The following is a 20,310-nucleotide window of genomic DNA, read 5'->3' as shown; positions in this document are numbered from 1 at the left end:
GAGAAGAATATCATGCGCGAACCCTTCATCTATAAAGGCACCATTCCTCGCATTGTGTTCGGTGTGGGTACAATTTCCCAGCTGAGCGACGAATTACTCAATCTTGGACGGCGCCGGGCTCTTGTCTTATCTACCCCGTTCCAAGAAAGGGAGGCAAAGGAACTTGCCGAACGGTTGGGATCCTTGTGTGTGGGGGTGTTCAGTGGTGCCGTTATGCACACTCCAGTCGAGGTGACGCTCGAAGCGCTTCGCGTCTTCTCTGACAGGGGCGCGGACAGTGTCATTTCATTCGGTGGAGGCTCAACGATCGGGCTGGGCAAGGCGATCGCCTACAGGAATGATACCGACCAGATCGTCGTTGCCACGACCTATGCGGGCTCCGAAGTTACTCCGATCCTCGGACAGACAGAAAGCGGCATCAAGACGACGGTGCGTGATCTATCGGTTCTGCCGGAGACGGTAATTTATGATCCGGAACTAACGTACACCCTGCCTACCAACATGACGGTAACGAGTGGTCTGAATGCCATCGCGCATGCCGTTGAAGGGCTTTACGCACAGGATCGGAATCCGGTTTCATCGATGATGTCGATCGAAGGCATAGCCGCTCTGTACAGGGCGCTGCCCGCCATTGTAAGTGATCCCGAGAATCCAGCAGCGCGTTCGGATGCGCTCTACGGCTCCTGGCTCTGTGGTGTAGTCCTGGGTACCGTCGGAATGGCACTTCATCATAAGATGTGCCACACGTTGGGCGGCAGCTTCGACCTACCGCACGCGGAAACGCATGCGATCCTTCTTCCCCACACTGTGGCATATACGGAGGCGGCTGTGCCTCATCTGCTGGAGCCAATCGCAGCCTTGATGGGGGCGGATCGCGCGGCCGCGGGGCTTTTCGATTTCGCCCGCAGCATCGATGCTCCGTGCAAGCTTCAAGACCTCGGAGTGACAGGCCAAGATCTGGACAAAGCGACGGATATCGCCCTGCAAAACCCTTATTGGAACCCACGGCCCCTGGAAGCCTTGGCGATCCGGGAGATGCTGCAGATGGCATGGGAAGGCGCACGGCCTGGGACGTGTTGATTCGTAAAGAAGATGAGCCCCTCAAGATTAAGTGCTCTGCCCCGCGGCGTTATGGCGCGAGAGGAGAGCAAGGGAAAAATGTCATCCGCGGAGGAAAAGCCATGATCAAATACTTTACCGAAGAAGCGTCTGTTGAAGCCGTCAACGGTCGAATGGCCGAGGATACAGATCCTCGCTTGAGGGAGGTGATGGCCTCGCTTGTGAAGCACATTCATGCCTTCATCAAGGAAACGCGCATTAGCCAACAGGAATGGGAAACTGCTGTTCGGTTCCTGACGGATACCGGTAGGCTTTGTACGCCGGAAAGACAGGAGTTCATTCTTTTGTCCGACACGCTTGGCGTCTCCATGCTTGTCGATGCGATCAACAATCGCAGGCAGATGGGTGCTACAGAGAATACGGTGCTGGGACCGTTCTACGTTCCTGGGGCTCCCCGTCGTGCCATGGGCGATCGCATCACCCTTGATGGGAAGGGCGAAAGCTGTGTCTTTGAAGGCACGGTGGTCGACTTGGAAGGGCAGGCGATCGAGGGCGCAATCATCGATGTCTGGTCTGACAATGCCGAAGGATTTTACGATGTGCAACAACCCGATATTCAGCCGAAGTGGAACAATCGCGGGTCATTTGTGACGGGTGCCGATGGGGGCTACAGCTTTATCGGGATCAAGCCAGTATCGTATCCCATACCCGACGACGGTCCAGTCGGACAAATGCTGAAGCATCTCGGACGACATCCCTTCCGGCCGGCGCATATGCACTACATAGTAAGCGCAAACGGCTTCCAGAAGGTTGTGACTCATACCTTCGTCGGCGACGACCGCTATCTATCATCTGACGCAGTCTTTGGCGTCAAAGCCACGCTGGTTGCACCATTTGAGCGTCTTTCAGGCGAAGAAGCAGAATGGCGTTCGCGGTTCGACTTTGTCCTCAGCCCGATGTGAGATCATCGTCATGCCGAATATGAAGATACATGTCGATCGCTCATTGACAGAGCGAGCTCATCGCGACATCGAGGCTAGCTTGGGACCGTTGAGCATGTTGTTGTGCGAAAGGCTGAACGTCAACATTGACGCCTGCCAGCTTGCCGTAATCCGAGTTTTCGGGACGGCCAATCAACCTGCAGTGAACGTCGAGCTATCTATCTTGCCAAAAGCAGATAGGACACGTCAAAAACTGGTGGAGCTCGCGGGCGAAATTCAGCAGTTGCTCGCGGCTGCTGCGACCAAGGGAGTTGCGGTGCGGATATCGCAACTCGACCCAGCCACATACATTGCTGCAAAGTAACCGTGCACCGTGAGATTGCTTCGCCGTTTGGCAACAGGCCGTCGTGTTGTGAAAGGCCGGGGGTGAGGCTGTAGCGCAAGACCATACTCGTCTGGTGCTGCGCACAATGGGCAAGCCATGCGCAAATATGGTCAAGAAACGCGACTTATTATTCCTGTATATTTTGGCCGGAATGCCTGATGGGCGCGCAATGTGCGGCAAATCAGCGGGAGTGCGTTGACAGCAAGAATCCAATATGGTCAGTTATCCGAACTAAAATGGGTGCCGGAGTTACTGGGGAGGGTGGCGCGGCATCTAAGCAGTAATGGTGCGCAGAGCGCCAGAGGTCGGCCATGGCGTGAATCTTGCCGGCGTTGAATTCTTTTCATGTGCCCGGTCCTGACAAGCAATGCGAGCAGGAAGTGGCAGCCTCAATACTCAGGGAGAAGTACAAGATGAGCAGTATACATGCACACCGCGGCCGCGAAAAGGTTCTCGAAACTGGGCTTTTTATCGACAACCAGTTTCGCAGTGCATCAGATGGAGCAGTTTTCGAGCGCGCTAATCCCATTAGCGGCGAGATTGTGAGCACCGCCCCCGCGGCCACCGAGGCGGATGCAACTGCGGCAGTCAGGGCCGCGCAGAAGGCTTTTGCGTCATGGGCTAAGCTCGGACCTCACGCGCGCCGCAACATGCTGATGAAAGCTTCGGCGGGGATCCGCGCTCGGCATGCCGATTTTGCCGACGCCATGAAGGCCGAGATCGGCGCGACCCAAGTCTGGGCCGATTTCAACGTGCATCTAGCAGCTGATATGTTGGAAGAAGCTGCCGCCATGACCACGCAGATCGGTGGCGAAGTCATTCCCTCGGACGTGCCCGGTTCGCTGGCGATGGCAGTGCGGGTTCCTGCAGGTGTGACTGTGGGCATTGCGCCTTGGAACGCACCAGTCATCCTCGCGGTCCGGGCGATCGCGGCACCGCTTGCTTGTGGCAACACCGTTATTCTCAAGGGTTCGGAGCAATGCCCCCGCACTCACGGTCTGGTCATCGAGGCGATGGCCGAAGGTGGACTGCCTCCAGGCGTCGTCAATTACATAACGAATGCACCGGACGACGCTAGCCGGATCTTTGAGGCGATGGTCGCTGATGCGGCTGTTCGTAGGGTGAGTTTCACCGGTTCGACGAAGGTGGGTCACGCGGTAGCCCTGACCTGCGCCAAATATCTCAAGCCAGTCGTGCTGGAACTTGGCGGTAAGGCGCCCTTGGTTATCCTCGACGATGCCGACGTCGACGCAGCGGTGCAGGCGGCAGCTTTCGGCGCATTCATGAACTCTGGCCAGATCTGCATGTCGACGGAGCGGATGATTGTCGACGAGAAGATCGCCGATGACTTTGTTGCAAAACTTGTCGAGAAGACGAAGACATTGCCTGCAGGTGACCCCCGTCAAGGGCCAGTCGTCCTAGGTTCGGTGGTCAATTATTCGACGGTGGAGCGCTGCAACGAGTTGATCGACGATGCAGTCGCCCATGGAGCTAAGGTGGTTGTTGGTGGAAAGAGCAACTCGACCCTGATGCCTGCAACCCTCATCGACCATGTTACACCGGAAATGCGTATCTTCCGGGAGGAAAGCTTTGGGCCAGTAAAACCGATCCTTCGGGTAAAAGGTGTGGAAGAGGCGATTGCCATTGCCAACGACTCTGAATACGGCCTCTCGGCTGCGGTTTTCGGTGCTGATGTAGCGCGGGCCTGGCAGGTTGCTTCGCGAATCGAAAGCGGCATCTGCCATATTAACGGACCGACCGTTCATGACGAAGCGCAAATGCCGCTCGGCGGTGTAAAGTCGTCCGGCATGGGACGCTTCGGCGGGCGCGCCGGCATTGCCGAGTTCACCGATTTGCGTTGGATGACAGTACAAACGGAAGAACGGCATTACCCGTTCTAATGCCTCCAAGGGTACAAAGCTTGTTGAAACGCTCGTCACCTAACATGGATTTCTGAATGATTGTTACGCAGATCAAAGGCTGCGTAACAATCGTCGGGAACTTTATCTGGGACCTCCAATAGGTGGCAAACTCAGCCCTGAATATCCGTAAAGAAGCGCATGAAACGCTTGCGTGAGCGCTCGATATGATCGCGCATTGCCGTCTCGGCCGCCTTGGGATTCCTATTTTTTATCGCGACCAATATCCGCGCATGTTCCCTATTTGCATCGGAAGTTGCCCGAGTATGGAAATAAAGACGGAAAAGATGCACATGGGTGTGAAGACGCGCGAGGGTGTCATGGATGAGCCCATTTCCGCTTCCGAGGGCGATCAGGTCATGGAATGCACCGTCGCTTTGCGCGAAGCGACTATAGGCTGATCGAGCGTCCTCATCACGGACCTGACGCATGTCCGAATCAATTGTTTCAAGTGAAGCGATGGCTTCCTCAGGCATCAGCTTTGCCGCCTGAGCTGCGGCAAAAGGCTCCACCAGCATACGCAGATCGTAAAGTTGCTCGAGGCCCGAGAGATCCATCTGGGGCGCTGCGCTATACCCAATCAGATGGGTTTTCACCACCAGTCCCTGAGCTTCGAGTCGTGAAAGAGCTTCCCGAATGGGGGTTTGCGAAACTCCGAGTTCACGCACCAGATTGTCAACGGCAATGCGACCACCAGGCGGAATCTTCAGTGACATAAGCTGCGAGTAGATGGCGCCGTAGACCTCGTCGCCGAGCCGTGTCGGGCGGCGTAGCAGTCCTGTGTCGCTGTGCTTCAACTCGCCTGTTCGATTTGTCATTCTCAAAAATCCTTCTTGACGCAGGCAATTCTTAGCAACATAGTGCGAAAAATGCAATCAGATATCCGATCGGATTTGATCCATGATTACAGTTTCGGTGGATAAACTTCGCGACGCCGCTTGGCGAGCCCTCAAAAAGGCCGGCGTGCCCGAAAGCCATGCGTCAGAACAGCTTGATCTCTTGTTGGAAGCCGACTTGAGGGGGGTGCCCTCCCACGGGCTGCTGCGGCTCAATCGAATCATTCACCGGATTCAGAATGGCGTTACGGACCCGCAAGCCCGGGGCGAGCACAGCTGGCGCAAGGAGGCATTCCTCGCCGTTGACGGTCAGCGGGGCCTGGGGCCTGTTATTGCGAACCGGGCGATCAATGCGTTGATAGAGCGCGCACAGGTCACCGGCATTGCCGTTGCTGCCATCCGCAATTCCAATCACATCGGGATGCTTGGCTGGTACGCAGAGCGTGTTGCAGAAAGCGGCCTATCCATCATCGCGCTGTCTACGAGCGAGGCGCTTGTTCATCCCTGGGGCGCGCGCAAGGCCATGATCGGGACCAATCCGATCGCAATTGGCGTGCCGACGGGTGGCGCGCCATTCATGATGGATACCGCTACCAGCGTCGTATCAATGGGCGAGATTCACGACCACGCCAACCGGAACCAGCCAATTCCCGCCCATTGGGCGTTGGACGAGAACGGAAATCCCACCACAGACGCAGCCGCTGCGAAGAAGGGGGCAATAGCCCCGTTCGGGCAAGCAAAGGGCTATGCGCTGGGACTTGCTTTCGAGCTTCTTGTAACAAGCCTTGCGGGCGCTGCGATCGGACGAGACGTCACCGGAACACTTGATGATACGACCGTCTGCAACAAGGGCGACCTCTTCATTGTCATTGATGGTCCGCAGCGAGACCTTCAAGCCTATCTGGAGGCACTCCGCTCGATGGAGCCGGCAGATGGTTTTCCGGCGGTCGTCATACCTGGAGAGCGGGGCCGGGCTTGCCGCGACCGGCGCCTGAAGGAGGGCGTGCCGATTGCAGATGAGGTCTGGCAGCAAATTCAAATTCTAGCCGGCCGTGATGCCGCTGAATGAAACGGGAGGTTTTGTTGACCCTTTTTGGAGCCCTGCGCACTCCGCGCAATCTTGTTTTCGGGGCCGGCCAACGCGCCGCGCTACCAGGCCACGCTGCAAAGCTCGGTCGTCGTGCGCTTGTCGTCACCGACGCCCGCTTGAGCGACGAAGCAGACTTTCGCATCATCGTCGACGGTCTGATGTCGTCAGGTGTGGAAGTCCGCGTTTTTGACGGCACCATTGCTGAACTCCCGCTTGAATGCATTGCGCAGGCAGTAGAAACCGGCCGCGGGTTTGGCGCAGATCTGGTCATTGGAATCGGCGGTGGCAGTTGCCTGGATGCGGCCAAGGTGTGTGCACTGCTCCTGACGCACAGCGGTAAGGCCAGCGACTATTATGGCGAGTTCAAGGTGCCGGGTCCCGTTTTGCCGCTGATCCTGCTTCCAACCACCTCTGGTACTGGTTCCGAGGTAACGCCGGTGGCGGTCATCACGGATCCCGACAGAGCTGTCAAAGTCGGCATCGCAAGCCCGGAACTGATTTGTCATACTGCGATCTGCGACCCTGAGCTGACCTATTCCTGCCCACCGGGCCTTACCGCAGTCTCCGGAGCCGACGCGCTCACGCATGCAATCGAGGCTTACACGACGATGCGTCGCGAGCCGACCGCTACTATCGTGCATGATCATGTTTTCCTGGGCAAAAACGCTCTGAGCGACGCCTATGCTCTGATGGCCATATCTCACATCTCTTCCAGCATTAAACGTGCTTATGATCACGGTGACGATCAAAATGCACGCGAGCGGTTGATGCTCGGCGCGACGACAGCAGGGCTTGCTTTTGGGACAGCCGGGACAGCGGCGGCTCACGCCGTGCAGTATCCGATTGGAGCCATGACGCATACGGCCCACGGAGCGGGTGTTGCCGTCATGATGCCCTACGTGATGGAGCTCAATCGCAATTTCTGCGAGCCGGAACTGGTTGAGATTGGCACTGCCATGGGCCTTGATCTCTTGGGTCGATCCTCGTTCGACGCTGCCAGCGAGACGATAGATGCGGTTGCCGCACTCTTTGCGTCGATTGGAATCCCGAAGTCAATTCGTGATCTAGGGATCGTGGAGACCCAGCTGCCGCAAGTAGCCGAACAGGCGATGGGCAGTGCCCGACTGATCAAGAATAACCCGCGTCCTCTCGATCTGGCAACCATGACCAGTCTGGTCAACGCCGCTTTCAGCGGTGATCGAAATGGACTGAGGAACGACGCAAGAGCACGGAAAGAAAATTGACGATGACACAGACAATCACCTCCCGAATTGGCTTTGACCTCAAAAGCGTACCTACTGACCTCTTCATTGCCGGAAAGTGGCGCCGTGGAACATCGAGTAAGCGAATCGAAGTTCTTGACCCGTCTACAGGTCTCGCCATTTCGGACGTTGCCGATGCTACGGTCGAAGATGCCCTGGACGCCGTCAAGGCGGCTTACGATGCGGGACCGGGCTGGGCGGCGACCCCCCCGCGGAAGAGATCGGAGATTCTGCGCCGCTGCTTTGAACTGATGGTCGAGCGAAAGGACATGCTGGCGGAGTTGATCAGCCTCGAAAACGGGAAGGCCTTGAGTGACGCCTATGGCGAGGTCACCTACGCCGCCGAGTTCTTTCGCTGGTTCTCCGAAGAAGCCGTTCGCCTCAATGGCGAGATCTCGACTGCCCCGTCCGGGGCGAACAAGATCGTCGTTCAACATCAACCGATTGGCGTAGCGGTCCTGGTGACACCCTGGAACTTTCCCGCGGCTATGGCGACACGTAAAATCGCCCCGGCCCTTGCTGCCGGATGCACTTGCGTGCTGAAGCCGGCGACGGAGACGCCGTTGACTGCCTATGCCCTTGCCGCACTTTATGCCGAGGCTGGAGTGCCGGATGGCGTAGTCAATGTCATTACGACGGAACAGTCCGGAGCTGTCGTCAGCAAGATGTTGCATGATCCGCGCGTGCGCAAATTGTCATTTACCGGATCTACTGAAGTTGGTCGAAAGCTCCTTCACGAAGCGGCCGACACGATCATCTCTTGCTCAATGGAGCTTGGCGGCAACGCACCATTCATTGTTTTCGATGACGCTGACCTGGATGCCGCCATTGAGGGTGCCATGGTCGCTAAGATGCGCAATGGTGGGGAAGCCTGCACGGCTGCCAATCGCTTTTACGTGCAGAAGGGCATCGCCGAAGCTTTCTCCCAGAAGCTTGCTGAGCGCATGGCGGCGCTGAAAGTTGGACCGGGTTACGACAAAGGGACCCAGTGCGGACCGGTCATCAACAGAAAGGCGCTCGAGCGGATTGGTGGCCTTGTCACGGACGCGACCGAACGCGGGGCGAAGGTGCTCACAGGAGGCGCAGCACTTGATCAGGGCGGCTTCTACTTCCCGCCCACGGTGATCCTCGACGTCCCAGCTGATGCGGCGATTGCCAGAGAGGAAATCTTCGGGCCGATCGCCGCCTTGAGCAGCTTCGAAAGCGAAGATGAGGTTATCGCTGCTGCCAACGACACTGAATACGGCCTGATTGCCTACGTATTCACGCGTGATCTTGGCCGCGGCCTGCGTGTTTCGGAACGGCTCGAGGCTGGTATGATTGGTCTCAACCGCGGCCTGGCCTCCGATCCCGCCGCCCCGTTCGGAGGCGTCAAGCAGAGTGGGCTTGGACGAGAAGGCGCCCATCACGGAATACTTGAATTTTGCGAGACAAAGTACATCGCCGTTACCTGGTAGCAGCAAGCGTCGATTCTGAGATTGCTCAGCGGAACGAATTAACGGAGGACAACATGGCTCTGCCAAATCCTATCAGATCTGAAATAGCCGAGGAAGTGTTTCGTACGCGTGGCGTCCTCGCCGAGGTCGTGCCCTTTTCACAGCGCCATCCCGACTTCGAACTCGCGGATTCCTACTGGGTGGTGGAGGATATCCGCCGCCGGAGAGAAGCAAATGGCGAAAGAGTTATCGGTCGCAAGATCGGATTTACAAACTCTGCTGCCTGGGAAGGTTACGGCATAACTGGACCTCTCTGGAATTATCTTTACGATTCAACAACCTTCGAACTGAGCGAGACGAAAACGCTTGACGTCCGCAATTGGCCCAATGTGCGCATGGAAGCCGAGGTTGCGCTCGGTCTGAAGGCCGCCCCGAACAGCCAGATGAATGAAGAAGAACTGCTGGAATGTGTGGATTGGGTCGCTCTCGACTTCGAGGTGTGCACTTCAATCTTTCCGGATTGGCAGTTCAAGGTCGCCGATGGTGCTGCTACTGGCGTGCACGTTGCCTTGCTTCTTGGCGAGCGACACCAGATCGCCGGTGATCGTAAGAAATGGGCGCTCCAACTTGAGAGCTTTTCCGCCACCTTGTTTGGCGACGAGGGGTCTTCGGCGACGGGAGGTGGGGCTCAGGTCCTCGGAGGTCCGATCAAGGCATTCCGCTATCTCGTGCGTGAACTGGAGCGCTTTGGTGGTCAGCCGCTGGCGTCCGGCGACATTGTTACCACCGGAACCCTGACGGTCGCATTGCCCGCGAAGTCCGGCCAGCGATGGAAAGCGACAACCTCAGGCATAGCGTTTGAGGATATCTGTCTGGAGCTTGTCTAACGGACTCACCAGCCAGTTGGGATTAACCACGGCAATCAAGAAAAGGAGAAAAGGGGAATGACCTATTTTTCAAAATCCGAAATGATGCGACGCATCGACGCGCTGCGCCAGAAACTTGCGGCGGCAAACATCGACTTCGCGTTCATGCACACGGCTGACAGCGTCTTCTACATGAGTGGCGTCCCTCTCCTTTCTGAGTGGGGCCGGCCCATGTGGGCCGTCTTGCCCGTCTCAGGCGCCAGTGCCGTTTGCGGTGCGGCGCTCGAAAAAGAGACCATGGAGGCTCATAGCGTTTTTGACGAGGTGCTTGCCTATGGAGATGATGAAAATGTCGTTCATAGCAGCCTCAAGATGTGCGCCGATTTCATTGCCCGAAAGAGCTCAGGTTCGGTTCGGATCGGGATCGAAGAGGCGCTGATGCCGGTCGGCGTCCATCGCGCTCTGAAGGCCCGATTCTCAACGGCCGAATTTGTTGAAATCAGTCCTCTGATAGAAGAACTGCGCCTCATCAAGTCAGACGAAGAAGTTCGTCTTCTTGAGCTCGGCGGCCAATTGGCAAAAATTGGCGCAAATGCTTTCCTGGAAGCCCTCCATGAGAACGTTACGGAACTCGCCGTTGCCGCGCACGCGGTTGCTGAGACCAACAAGGCCATGGGTGCATTGTCGATCAATGGCCTCACAAGCACCTATGCTTACGCTCAGTTTGGCGATCATACACTCACGCCGCATCTGCACCCCACCAGCCGGCGCCTGAAGCGCGGTGATCTGGTTGCATTGAACGTCTTCCCCGTCATGTGGGGCTACTGCACCGAACTTGAGCGCACCTTCGTATTCGGCGAACCGACGCCTGCTCAGAAGAAGCCTCTTGATGTCGTGAATGAAGCCTTCGATACGATCAAGGCGGCTCTCAAGCCCGGCGTCACGATGTCGGACATGGCCCTCATGGAGCGCGAGATTTTTCGCAAGTTCGACCTTGACGGATACGTACGTCACGGGACCGGACATGCTCTTGGTATCATGATTGGCGCTGGCGGACGCGAAGAGCGCGGAGAACTGCGGGTCTACAACTCCGGAAAGCTCATGGCCAACATGGTGAATTCGGTGGAGCCGGCAGTCTACATCCCGGGCGTCGGCGGCTTCCGTCACTCCGATGTGATGCTTATCACGGAGACCGGCGCCAGAAATACCACGGACTTCCCGCGTGACATCGGCTTCTGAGATCTCACCGCAACCAGTGGCGTGACGAGGAACCGCGCCAGTTTGAGCGAAGAAGGAGGTAAAGGTGACGCCGCCCAAGGCGTCTGTTGCAGCGCATCTTAATCAGCATAAATTCAACAGAGGGAACTCCAAAAATGACAAATGCAGAGATGAAATCCACTGGCTGGGCAATGTCTTCACGACGTCTCTTCCTGGCAGCCTGCGTCAGTGCAGCGGCCATTGGCGCTTTGCTCGGCCCGAGCCCAGCGGCGGCCGACGACAGCGAGATCGTGTTGGGGGCACTGATGCCTCTGTCTGGTGCTGGTGGCCCTTTTGGCCAGGAAATGCTGGCTTCGGCGAAAGTTGCACTTGAGGAGATCAACGCGGCCGGCGGACCCTTGGGTCGCAAGATCAGACTCGTTGAGGAGAACGACGAGACCAACGCTGAAGCGGGCGTTCGCGCTGCGCGTAAGCTCGTCGACGTAGACAAGGTGAGCGCAATCTTTGGAACCTGGGCAAGCAGCGTCACGCTTGCCGTAGCACCCATTGTCCAGGAAAAGGGCTTGATCCTGCTGTCCAATTCGGGTGCGAGCCGTATTACGGAAGTCCAAAAGAAGGGACATGTCTTCCGCCTTGAACCGGACGACCTTCTGTTCGGCAAGGCTTACGCCGAATACGCCGCCCAGGAAGGCTGGAAAAAGGCCGCGGTCCTCGGCCTCAACGTACCCTTCACCCAGAGCACGGTCGACGCTCTCAAGCAGCGCTTCGAAGAGCGCGGCGGCCAGATCACGAGCTTCGTCACGTATAACGAGGAGCAGACGACTTTCACCACGGAAGTTGCGCGCGTCCTGTCTGACCAGCCCGACTTCGTTCACATCTCTGGCTATGAACCGGACACGATCGCGATCTTGAAGGCTGCTTATCAGTCCGGTCTCACCACCCGATTCATCGTCCCGGGCTTTTCGGTCAGTGCGGACCTGATCAAGAATGCAGGTCCTGCTGCGGATGGGCTGCTTCTGGTCGAGGAGGGTGTCTCTGAGGACTCGCCCGCCTATCAGAGGCTGGCAAAACAGCTGGGCTCTGATCGCTACTATTCCTTCGGCGCTCAGGCCTATGACGAAATGGTCATTCTTGCGCTTGCGATTGAGGCGGCAAAGTCGACAGACGGCAAGGCGCTCGACAAGGCGATCCGTGAGATCACCGGCACTGGCGGCACCAAGGTCACGTCGTTTGCCGAAGGGGTGGCAGCGCTGCGAAGAGGCGAGCGCATCGACTACGACGGTGCTTCAGGCCCACTCGACTTCGATGCCAACGGCAACATTGCAAAGGCGAACTTCCGCGTTTCTGAAGTCAAGGACGGCAAGACCGCTCCTGTCGGCAAGATCAGCGAAGTGCAGTTTTAATCGCATCGATCAAGGCGCCGCATTGGTGCGGCGCCTTCAGCCGAAGGTAACGCCACGATGGAATTCAAGATCTACCTCATCTCGGCGCTCGTGATGGCTGCGATATGGAGTCTGCCGGCGGCAGCCATCTCGCTCATCTACGGTGTGCTCCGCTATCCCAATTTTGCCATCCCCGAGTTCATGACGCTCGGGGCCTATCTCACGCTTCTTCTCTGCGGTTTCTCATTGCCGCTGTGGGCGGCTGGGCTTCTGGCGGCGGTCGTTACAGGCCTTATCGCGCTTGCGGTCGACCAGACGGCTTTCCGCTTCGTGCGGAAGGCTGGAATTCTCCCGCCGGTGTTGCTTTCCTTGGGGCTGATGCTGGTCCTACAAAATTTCGTCCGTTTCGGATGGGGCAACGGAAACCTGCAGTTCCCGATCCTGCCGATGCGTCCGTTCATCATTGCCGGCTTCATCATCACGCCGGTGCAAGCTGCAATTATCGGGCTTGTCGTCGTCATTCTTGCAGGGGTTTTTCTAGGTCTGCGCTACACCGAGTTTGGTCGCGCGGTAAGAGCGACGTCGACCAATCCCGAGCTTGCCATCGTGACAGGCGTCCAGCCTGAACGGGTTTATGGCGCCGTCTTGTTCGCAGCCGGCTTCCTCGCTGCCGTAGGCGGAATTGTGCTGGCCACCGAGACGTCTCTTAATCCGCTTCTTGGCTGGCGCGTCCTGATACCCCTTTTCGCAGTCGCGATTCTGGGCGGTCTTGGGAGCGTTGTCGGTGCAGCACTTGCCGCGGTACTGGTGGGCCTGACGTCAGAGTTCAGCCTCTTCATCCTGCCATCGAGCTACAAAACCGCACTGGCATTTCTCGTACTTACCCTCGTCTTGCTGGTTCGCCCAAGCGGCCTCGTGAAATCCAGGAGCTAAGCCATGATCGACTATCTCATCGCTATCCTGATTTTTGCCGGCATCTACGGATTTGTGGCGCTCGGTCTCAACATCCAATGGGGCCTGACCGGGCTTATCAATTTGGGTCAGGTCGCATTTTTCGCAGTCGGCGCGTACACGTTCGCCCTTCTTTCGAAAGCGGGTGTCCCCTTCTTGCTGGCGGTCGCAGTGGCGACGACCTTGAGCGGTGTCTTCGGCGCCGCCGTTGCAATGTTCACACCGCGTCTGCGGGAGGATTATCTCGCCATCGTAACACTCGGTTTCAGCGAGTTCGTCAGGTTGGTCCTGCTGAATGAGAAATGGCTGGCAGGGGGACCTGACGGGGTTGCAGGCGTACCGCGTCCAGCATCATTTCCCGGACTTGGATCGGAGACTTCCTTTCTGATCGTCACGGCACTCGCGCTTGCTTTCGCATTCTGGTTCACCCGGCGTATCGAGCGTTACCCCATCGGGCGGACGCTCAAGGCGATCCGGGAGGACGAGGGCGTCGTCACCTCCGTCGGCAAGGTCGCCCTGGCATACAAGACAAAAGCATTCCTGTTGGGGGCAGCTTTGGCTGGCTTGGGTGGTGCGTTTTTTGCCAGCTACCTCAGCTACATTTCGCCGGACATGTTTGGTCCGAACGTGAGCATTTACGTCCTTGCGGCCGTGTTGATTGGCGCCCAGGGCTCGAGCGTGGCAACTCTCCTGAGCACGGCTCTGGTTGCTGCGCTTCTTGAAGGGACGCGCCTCCTCAAGGACTACATCACATTTGTCGATGGTGTTGAGTTGGCAGCACTGCGCCTGATGGTGCTCGGACTTGCACTGATCGCGATCGTAATGGTTCGCTACCGCCCGGGGAGGCCATGATGAAACAGATACTCGAGATCAAGGACGTCAGCCGGCGTTTTGGAGGCCTGCAGGCCGTCAACAAATGTCGGTTCTCCGTCCGCGCCGGCAGCATAACCGGGCTCGTCGGGCCAAACGGAGCCGGTAAGTCCACCCTTTTCAGTTTGGTCAGTGGTTTCGTTCGCCCCGACAGTGGCGAGGTCCTGTTCGATGGGAACCACATCGAAAAGCTGAGTGCACACGAAATCGCCCGGCTCGGTCTTCGCCGCACGTTTCAGATTCCGCGCGAACTCAAACAGATGACCGTGCTTGAGAACCTCCTGCTGGTGCCCGAGCGGCAGTTCGGCGACCAGGTGCGGTCGGTCCTCTTGCCCGGCAAGCGCGTGCACGAGGAAGAAAGGATCAACCTTCAGAAGGCGCAGGGTGTCTTGGAAATGGTCGGCTTGGGTGAAAAGGCTCAACACCCTGCAGCCCTACTTTCTGGTGGTCAGAAGAAGCTTCTTGAACTTGCCCGCTGCCTGATGGCTGACCCCAAGTTGTTGCTGCTCGATGAGCCTACCGCGGGCGTCAATCCGACCCTCATACGGCATTTGATGTCAGTTCTCAGACGCATTCACGCCTCTGGTGTGACCCTGTTGATCATCGAGCATAACATGACTGTCATCATGGAGCTTTGTGAGCGGGTGATCGTCATGGACAGGGGGCAGGTGATTGCCGCGGGCACGCCTGCTGAGATCCAATCGAACAAGGAAGTGCTGGACGCCTACCTTGGAGGGGTGAGCGCATGAACGAGAATATTATTTTGACGGCAGAGGCCCTAGTCGCCGGTTACGGCGAGATGCAGATCCTGCATGGCGTGAGCCTCAACTTGGCCGCGGGTGAGATCGTCACCATCATCGGTCCGAATGGCTGCGGCAAGTCAACCATGTTGAAGACGCTTGCGGGTCTGTTGAAGCCGAAAGGTGGAACCATCAGGCTGAAGGGGATCGACATAACCAATGCCCCCACCCGTGACCGCTTACGATCCGGTCTCGGCTATGTCCCCCAGGTGCGCAATGTCTTCGCCACGATGAGCGTCGAAGAAAACCTGCGCATGGGCCTGTTTGCCGTCCCGGGTTCCGTCAAGGAGCGGCAGGCGGCGGTGCGTGAAATATTGCCCAGCCTGGCCGACTACTGGACCGCGACCGCCGGCAAGCTCAGCGGTGGCCAGCAGCAGGTCGTGGCACTGGGCAGGGCCCTTATGGCTGGCCCTTCGGTCTTGCTGCTCGACGAGCCGAGTGCGGGTCTGTCTCCCAAGGCAACAGATGAAGTGTTCCAGCACATACGCCAGATAAGCCATCGACAAGGCGTGGGCGTGTTGCTGGTCGAACAGAACGCTCATAAAGCGCTCGAAATCTCGGATCGCTGTTACATTCTTGCTGAGGGAAAAAATCAAATCGATGGGAGCGCCGAGAGCATCATGAACAATCCCGTTGTCGGCAAAATCTATCTGGGCGCCCACGCCGAAGCAGTCTGAGAACGACGAGTTGAGGGCTGCTGCCGGCTTGCTTCCCAAGTTTTCGTCCATACGTCGAGAAGGAAGCGGCTCGACCGCCGAATGATCAAGCGGCTACCCTGACAGCCGCTCGATCAGCTCGTTGTGAACGGACTGCCTTTCAGCAATGCGTGGGACCACTTTCTTCAGGATGGTGCCTCGCAAGCACCGCGATCAATCATCTGTCACGACTTCCCCCGACACGGACCTTTGAACCCAGAAGTTATTTGGAGGGCAGAATTCAGTCTTCATGAAAGCGCCTGGAGATAGCGTACGGTCCTTCCACCGCTCACCGCTTGAGCCGCGTGCATGATTGCGTTGGTATCGAGACCATGATGCCGGTAAAGATCCGCGATTGTCCCGGTCTGCCCGAAATGCTCGACACCCAAAGACTTTACACGGTGACCATAAACGCCGCCAAGCCAGGAGAGCGTAGCGGGATGCCCGTCGATGACCGTGACAATCCCACAATCGCGTGACAACGGCGCCAGCAGGCGTTCGACGTGGCTAATCGCGCCGGCAGCGCCGCGCTGCCGGGCGCGCTCTGCTGCCTGCCACCCGGCATTGAGCCGATCTGCTGACGTGATTGCCAGCAATCCGACATCGCGTCGATCTTCGGCGAGCAGACCTGTCGCGGCAATCGCCTCGGGTGCGACGACACCCTGGTAGGCAATGATCACGCTGGCATTTGGTCCGGGCCGACGCAACCAGTAGGCTCCGTTGATGATGTCTTGTTCCAGGTCAGAATTCATCGGTCGTGCTGGCTGTTCCAGCGGGCGTGTCGAGAGACGGAGATAGACGGATCCGCCCGTCTGATCGCGCAACCACGTTGTCTCATCCGGATCACCGTCACCGTCGCGCTGCATGTAGTCGAAGGCGAACCGCATGATGACAGATAGCTCGTCAACAAATGCGGGCTCGAATGCACAGAGCCCGTCCTGAGCCATCCCGATCAATGGCGTGCCGATCGACTGGTGCGCTCCGCCTTCCGGAGCAAGCGTGACGCCGGACGGGGTCGCGACCAGGAGGAAGCGCGCATCCTGGTAGCAGGCGTAGTTCAATTGATCAGCGGAGCGGTAGATGAATGGATCATAGACAGTGCCTATGGGCAGGAGCCGGGCGCCGTTGATCGAATGCGAAAGACCGAGAGCCCCGAGCATGATCATCAGGTTAGATTCAGCGATACCCAGTTCGAGATGCTGGCCTTTTGGACCGAACTCCCAGCTATAGGTCGACGGTATCCGTTCTGACTTGAAGATGTCGGCCATACTTTCGCGGGCAAAGAGACCACGCCGATTGACCCAGGGGCCAAGATTGGTCGAAACTGTTACGTCTGGGGAGGTCGTCACAATGCGCTCGGCAAGCGGTGTGTCATCACGCGCGACATCGTTGAGGATCTGGCCAAAGCCCATTTGGGTTGACAGCAGCTTGCCCGGCTGGCCAGGCGAAGTGAGTGCAGGAGGGACGGGGATAGCCGGGGCGGAGAGCCTACGGCGGCCCTCCCTGAAGAACGGTACTTGAGCGACAAACGCGTCGAGCTCATCAGCCGGAATGGTGGCCGCGGCCCATTTTTCCCACTCCTGCCCAGGCTGAACAGCCATCCGCTGGCGAAAATTTTCCATCTGACCTGGGGTCATTTGCCCGGCATGGTTATCCTTGTGGCCTGCCAGTGGCAGGCCGTAGCCCTTGATCGTGTAGCAGATAAAACAGACTGGACGGTCGTGCCGCGAGGCCTGTTCGAATGCTTCAAGCAGGCACGGCAGATCGTGCCCCCCGAGATTGACCATGAGCGCATGCAATTCCTCGTCGGAACGTCGCTCGATGAGCGCAGTCACCGGCCCCTGGTCGCCGATCTCGTCCAGCAGCCGCTTTCGCCACGCCGCGCCACCCTGGAAGGTCAGGGCTGAATAAAGCTGGTTCGGACACTTCTCGATCCACTGCCGCAGCTTGTCCCCACCTGGCTCGGCAAAGGCAGCTTCTTGCAAAGAGCCGTGGCGCAGGATCACGACGTCCCAGCCAAAGTTTCTGAATATCTGTTCGAAGCGCTCCCAGAGCCCTTCGCGGACCACAGCGTCCAGTGACTGGCGGTTGTAATCCACGATCCACCAGCAGTTCCTGAGGCCGTGCTTCCACCCCTCGATCAGGGCCTCATAAATGTTGCCTTCGTCCATCTCGGCATCGCCGATCAGGCTAACCATTCGCCCTTCGGGCCGATCGTTCATCCAGCCATGTGCCGTCACATAGTCCTGAACCAGGGAAGAAAACAGTGTTTGCGCTACCCCCAGGCCGACGGAGCCAGTGGAGAAATCAACGTCGTCGACATCCTTGGTCCGAGACGGGTAACTCTGCGCACCCTTGTAACCCCGGAAGTTTTCAAGTTTTTCACGTGTTTGGTTGCCTGCGAGATACTGGAGAGCATGAAAAATCGGCGCTGCGTGGGGTTTGACCGCGACCCGGTCCTGGGGACGGAGCACCGAGTAGTAGAGTGCAGTCATGATCGTGCTCAGCGAAGCGGACGAAGCCTGATGCCCGCCCACCTTCACCTCGTCTCCCTCGCGGATATGGTTGGCGTGGTGGATCGTCCAGGCGGCAAGCCATAAAACGCAGCGCTCTATTTCGTTCAAATAGCTGATCTTCGGGTCCATCTCTACCTCCACATTTACAGGTCGAGTTTCAGAACGCCCGTCGCGCGTGACACGCACGGGATAAATCGATGGCTGCGAGCCTCGTTCGAAAGCACCGCATCGCGATGGATCGGCTTGCCCTCCAGATACCCGCACTGGCAGGTCCCACAGACGCCATTCTCGCAGGATGCCATCAGCAACACGCCGGCGGCGCGAATGGCCGAGAGCGCCGATGCGTCGGCAGGAACCGGAACCACCGTCCCGTTGCCAAGGACGATCGTGAACGGTTCCGGTGGTGTATCGTCCTGGACCGGCGGCTGAAAGGCTTCGAAATGGACCGTACCATCCGGCCAGTGTTCCGAAGCCCGTGCGACCGCCGCCATGAAGCCGGGAGGTCCGCAGTAATAGAGCTGCGCGCCGCTCGGTCTTTTCGACAACAGGCCCTCAAGGTCCTGTCGGGTTTCGACTTGATCGTCGAAGTGAAGTCTCAGGCTCTCGGGGCTGATGGTCTCCTCCAAGGTCCCCAGCAAAGGGGTCAGGCTTCGGCTCCGGGTAAAATAATGGAGTTCGAAGGGCTTGTCCTGCCGACAGAGAGCCTGAGCCATTGCAAGGATCGGCGTGATGCCGATCCCCCCTGCCAGCAGAAGGAGCGGCCCGTCACTCGCCTTGAGTGGGAAGTGATTGCGCGGGGCGGACACAGGCAGCTCGGCGCCTGGCTCCAACTGATCATGAATCCATGCCGAGCCGCCCCGGCCGCCGGTCTCGCGCTTCACCGCAATCGTGTAGCGGCTGAGATCTGCGGGATCACCGCAGAGCGAATACTGGCGTACTTTCCGGTCGGGGAGGTGGACGTCGACATGCGATCCTGGTTCGAAGGCCGGCAGGAAAGGCCTGTGCCGGTGCCTCAGCTCGATCACGCGGACGTCCCCGGGTTCGTCGCGGACGCCTGCTACTATTAGTTTCATTATGATACGTGGGGATCCCATGTCGCGTCACTCGTCCATTGGCAGGATTGGATCGCCGGGGCGGATGATACCACCGACCTCGATCGAACAGTTGAGACCGGAGCGGTTCAGTAGTCCCTCGTATAGGCCTGGCATACCGAGGAGCTCCTCGATGTACTTGCAGGGGAAATTCATTCGTGCCGCCCGCAAAACTGTTTCCCCAACCCGGAAGCGCTTGCCGACCAGATGATTGAGCGGAACGCCGCGGGTCGTCAGATTGCGCCTGTGATCTTCGGGTTTGAGCACGCCCTTGAAACCAGGAATCTTGGGCTCTCCGTTGGCGATTGCTTCAAGAACCTCGATTTCGATCAGCGTGACTTCACGAATGTCAGGCTTGGGAGAATAGGTGCCAGTACCGAGATAATAACGGTCACCGACAATTCCGCGCCCGGCGACGAGCTGCGCCTCGGCAAGTTCTTCCATTTCGTAAGACGCAGCCGGCGCGACGTGAATGTGGAGTAGACTTCCCTGCCAAGCCATAAATTCCCTCCCGCGATGCATTGCCTTTGATCAACCTTAATCCCTTTGCCGGCGCCGAGTAGCACTTGCGATCACTCACTGCACGTCACACCAATTCCGGCGGATGGTGAAACCTGCCGCGAAACTGGCTGCATCAACAGAGCCAGTTTGCGGCGATATTTCCAGTCCAGTTTGAGAGAATTTCCGCTAGTTGGCTCAGCTGAGTTTGATTCTTGTAAACCCCGAAAAGCGGTTCCTACTGGACGGACAGATGTCGTATCCAAATTTCGCATGTCGATCCAATATGCGTCTCAAGATTGGCGGAGCTGCTTAACAGGCAGCTTTCCTTAATGTTTCCTGCCTCTAATCCGGTCTGTTGCCGTGCGCTAAACGGCGTTGATGCCTCCACCGTGCGGCACGACTGCCTCCACCGGCCATTGAATTCTCCTGCTCGAATGAATCGTGTGGGTCTTCACAAGCTCCGATCAGACGTATGAAACCTCCGATCACCGC

18 protein-coding genes are annotated in these 20,310 nt (G+C 57.9%); 14 read left to right on the top strand and 4 right to left on the bottom strand.

Features of this window, described 5'->3' with window-relative positions; translation table 11 throughout:
- Nucleotides 1-12 precede the first annotated feature (12 nt).
- From C5L12_RS17710 to C5L12_RS17695, 4 genes are all read left to right on the top strand, one after another.
- Nucleotides 13-1,080: a maleylacetate reductase gene (locus C5L12_RS17710; RefSeq protein WP_105373422.1), complete on the top strand. Its 1,068-nt coding sequence runs from the start codon at nt 13-15 to the stop codon at nt 1,078-1,080.
- Nucleotides 1,081-1,181: 101 nt separating this feature from the next.
- Complete coding sequence (locus tag C5L12_RS17705; protein WP_105373369.1) at nt 1,182-2,021, top strand: dioxygenase family protein; 840 nt, start codon at nt 1,182-1,184, stop codon at nt 2,019-2,021.
- 10 nt (nt 2,022-2,031) lie between these two features.
- Entirely contained in the window at nt 2,032-2,364 is a 333-nt protein-coding gene (locus C5L12_RS17700) for a hypothetical protein (RefSeq protein ID WP_245422961.1), read from the top strand.
- Between the two features lie 434 nt (nt 2,365-2,798).
- On the top strand, nt 2,799-4,286 hold the full coding sequence (locus C5L12_RS17695; protein ID WP_105373368.1) for an aldehyde dehydrogenase: 1,488 nt from the start codon (nt 2,799-2,801) through the stop codon (nt 4,284-4,286).
- A gap of 131 nt (nt 4,287-4,417) precedes the next feature.
- Here C5L12_RS17695 and C5L12_RS17690 read toward each other — a convergent pair whose 3' ends face one another.
- Nucleotides 4,418-5,122 (bottom strand): GntR family transcriptional regulator, encoded by a 705-nt coding sequence (locus C5L12_RS17690; protein ID WP_105373367.1) that lies wholly within the window; start codon nt 5,120-5,122, stop codon nt 4,418-4,420.
- 82 nt (nt 5,123-5,204) lie between these two features.
- Here C5L12_RS17690 and C5L12_RS17685 point away from each other — a divergent pair, with 82 nt between their 5' ends.
- From C5L12_RS17685 to C5L12_RS17640, 10 genes are all read left to right on the top strand, one after another.
- Complete coding sequence (locus tag C5L12_RS17685; protein ID WP_105373366.1) at nt 5,205-6,209, top strand: Ldh family oxidoreductase; 1,005 nt, start codon at nt 5,205-5,207, stop codon at nt 6,207-6,209.
- A gap of 14 nt (nt 6,210-6,223) precedes the next feature.
- Nucleotides 6,224-7,474 carry an iron-containing alcohol dehydrogenase gene (locus C5L12_RS17680; protein ID WP_105373420.1) on the top strand — a complete coding sequence of 417 codons (1,251 nt, stop codon included), beginning with the start codon at nt 6,224-6,226 and terminating at the stop codon, nt 7,472-7,474.
- 2 nt (nt 7,475-7,476) lie between these two features.
- The gene (locus C5L12_RS17675; RefSeq protein ID WP_105373365.1) at nt 7,477-8,949 is read left to right on the top strand and encodes an NAD-dependent succinate-semialdehyde dehydrogenase; all 1,473 of its coding nucleotides are present in this window, start codon (nt 7,477-7,479) and stop codon (nt 8,947-8,949) included.
- A gap of 53 nt (nt 8,950-9,002) precedes the next feature.
- Nucleotides 9,003-9,815, top strand: coding sequence for a 2-keto-4-pentenoate hydratase (locus tag C5L12_RS17670; RefSeq protein WP_105373364.1), 813 nt, complete (start codon nt 9,003-9,005; stop codon nt 9,813-9,815).
- Between the two features lie 57 nt (nt 9,816-9,872).
- Nucleotides 9,873-11,033: a M24 family metallopeptidase gene (locus tag C5L12_RS17665; RefSeq protein ID WP_105373363.1), complete on the top strand. Its 1,161-nt coding sequence runs from the start codon at nt 9,873-9,875 to the stop codon at nt 11,031-11,033.
- 134 nt (nt 11,034-11,167) lie between these two features.
- A complete protein-coding gene (locus tag C5L12_RS17660) occupies nt 11,168-12,415 on the top strand; it encodes an ABC transporter substrate-binding protein (RefSeq protein WP_105373362.1) in 1,248 nt (415 codons plus the stop codon).
- A gap of 57 nt (nt 12,416-12,472) precedes the next feature.
- The gene (locus tag C5L12_RS17655) at nt 12,473-13,327 is read left to right on the top strand and encodes a branched-chain amino acid ABC transporter permease (RefSeq protein WP_105373361.1); all 855 of its coding nucleotides are present in this window, start codon (nt 12,473-12,475) and stop codon (nt 13,325-13,327) included.
- Between the two features lie 3 nt (nt 13,328-13,330).
- The gene (locus tag C5L12_RS17650; RefSeq protein ID WP_105373360.1) at nt 13,331-14,197 is read left to right on the top strand and encodes a branched-chain amino acid ABC transporter permease; all 867 of its coding nucleotides are present in this window, start codon (nt 13,331-13,333) and stop codon (nt 14,195-14,197) included.
- Nucleotides 14,197-14,964 (top strand): ABC transporter ATP-binding protein, encoded by a 768-nt coding sequence (locus C5L12_RS17645; RefSeq protein ID WP_105373359.1) that lies wholly within the window; start codon nt 14,197-14,199, stop codon nt 14,962-14,964. Before C5L12_RS17650 ends, C5L12_RS17645 begins: the two co-directional genes overlap by 1 nt.
- Nucleotides 14,961-15,692, top strand: coding sequence for an ABC transporter ATP-binding protein (locus tag C5L12_RS17640; protein WP_105373358.1), 732 nt, complete (start codon nt 14,961-14,963; stop codon nt 15,690-15,692). The genes C5L12_RS17645 and C5L12_RS17640 overlap by 4 nt, the downstream gene beginning before the upstream one ends.
- 266 nt (nt 15,693-15,958) lie before the next feature.
- On the opposite strand, the gene C5L12_RS17635 is transcribed toward C5L12_RS17640, so the two are convergent.
- The 3 genes from C5L12_RS17635 to C5L12_RS17625 are packed head-to-tail and all read right to left on the bottom strand — an operon-like array spanning nt 15,959 to nt 19,818.
- Nucleotides 15,959-18,355, bottom strand: coding sequence for a transketolase (locus C5L12_RS17635; protein WP_105373357.1), 2,397 nt, complete (start codon nt 18,353-18,355; stop codon nt 15,959-15,961).
- Nucleotides 18,356-18,369: 14 nt separating this feature from the next.
- Nucleotides 18,370-19,299 (bottom strand): PDR/VanB family oxidoreductase, encoded by a 930-nt coding sequence (locus tag C5L12_RS17630; RefSeq protein WP_245422960.1) that lies wholly within the window; start codon nt 19,297-19,299, stop codon nt 18,370-18,372.
- A 27-nt stretch (nt 19,300-19,326) separates the two neighbouring features.
- A complete protein-coding gene (locus tag C5L12_RS17625) occupies nt 19,327-19,818 on the bottom strand; it encodes an MOSC domain-containing protein (protein ID WP_105373355.1) in 492 nt (163 codons plus the stop codon).
- Nucleotides 19,819-20,310 lie beyond the last annotated feature (492 nt).

Origin of the sequence: Neorhizobium huautlense (assembly GCF_002968575.1) — a bacterium.
Lineage (GTDB): Bacteria > Pseudomonadota > Alphaproteobacteria > Rhizobiales > Rhizobiaceae > Neorhizobium > Neorhizobium huautlense.
The sequence above is the reverse complement of the archived record's forward strand: the minus strand, read 5'-3'. Positions and strand labels throughout refer to the sequence as shown.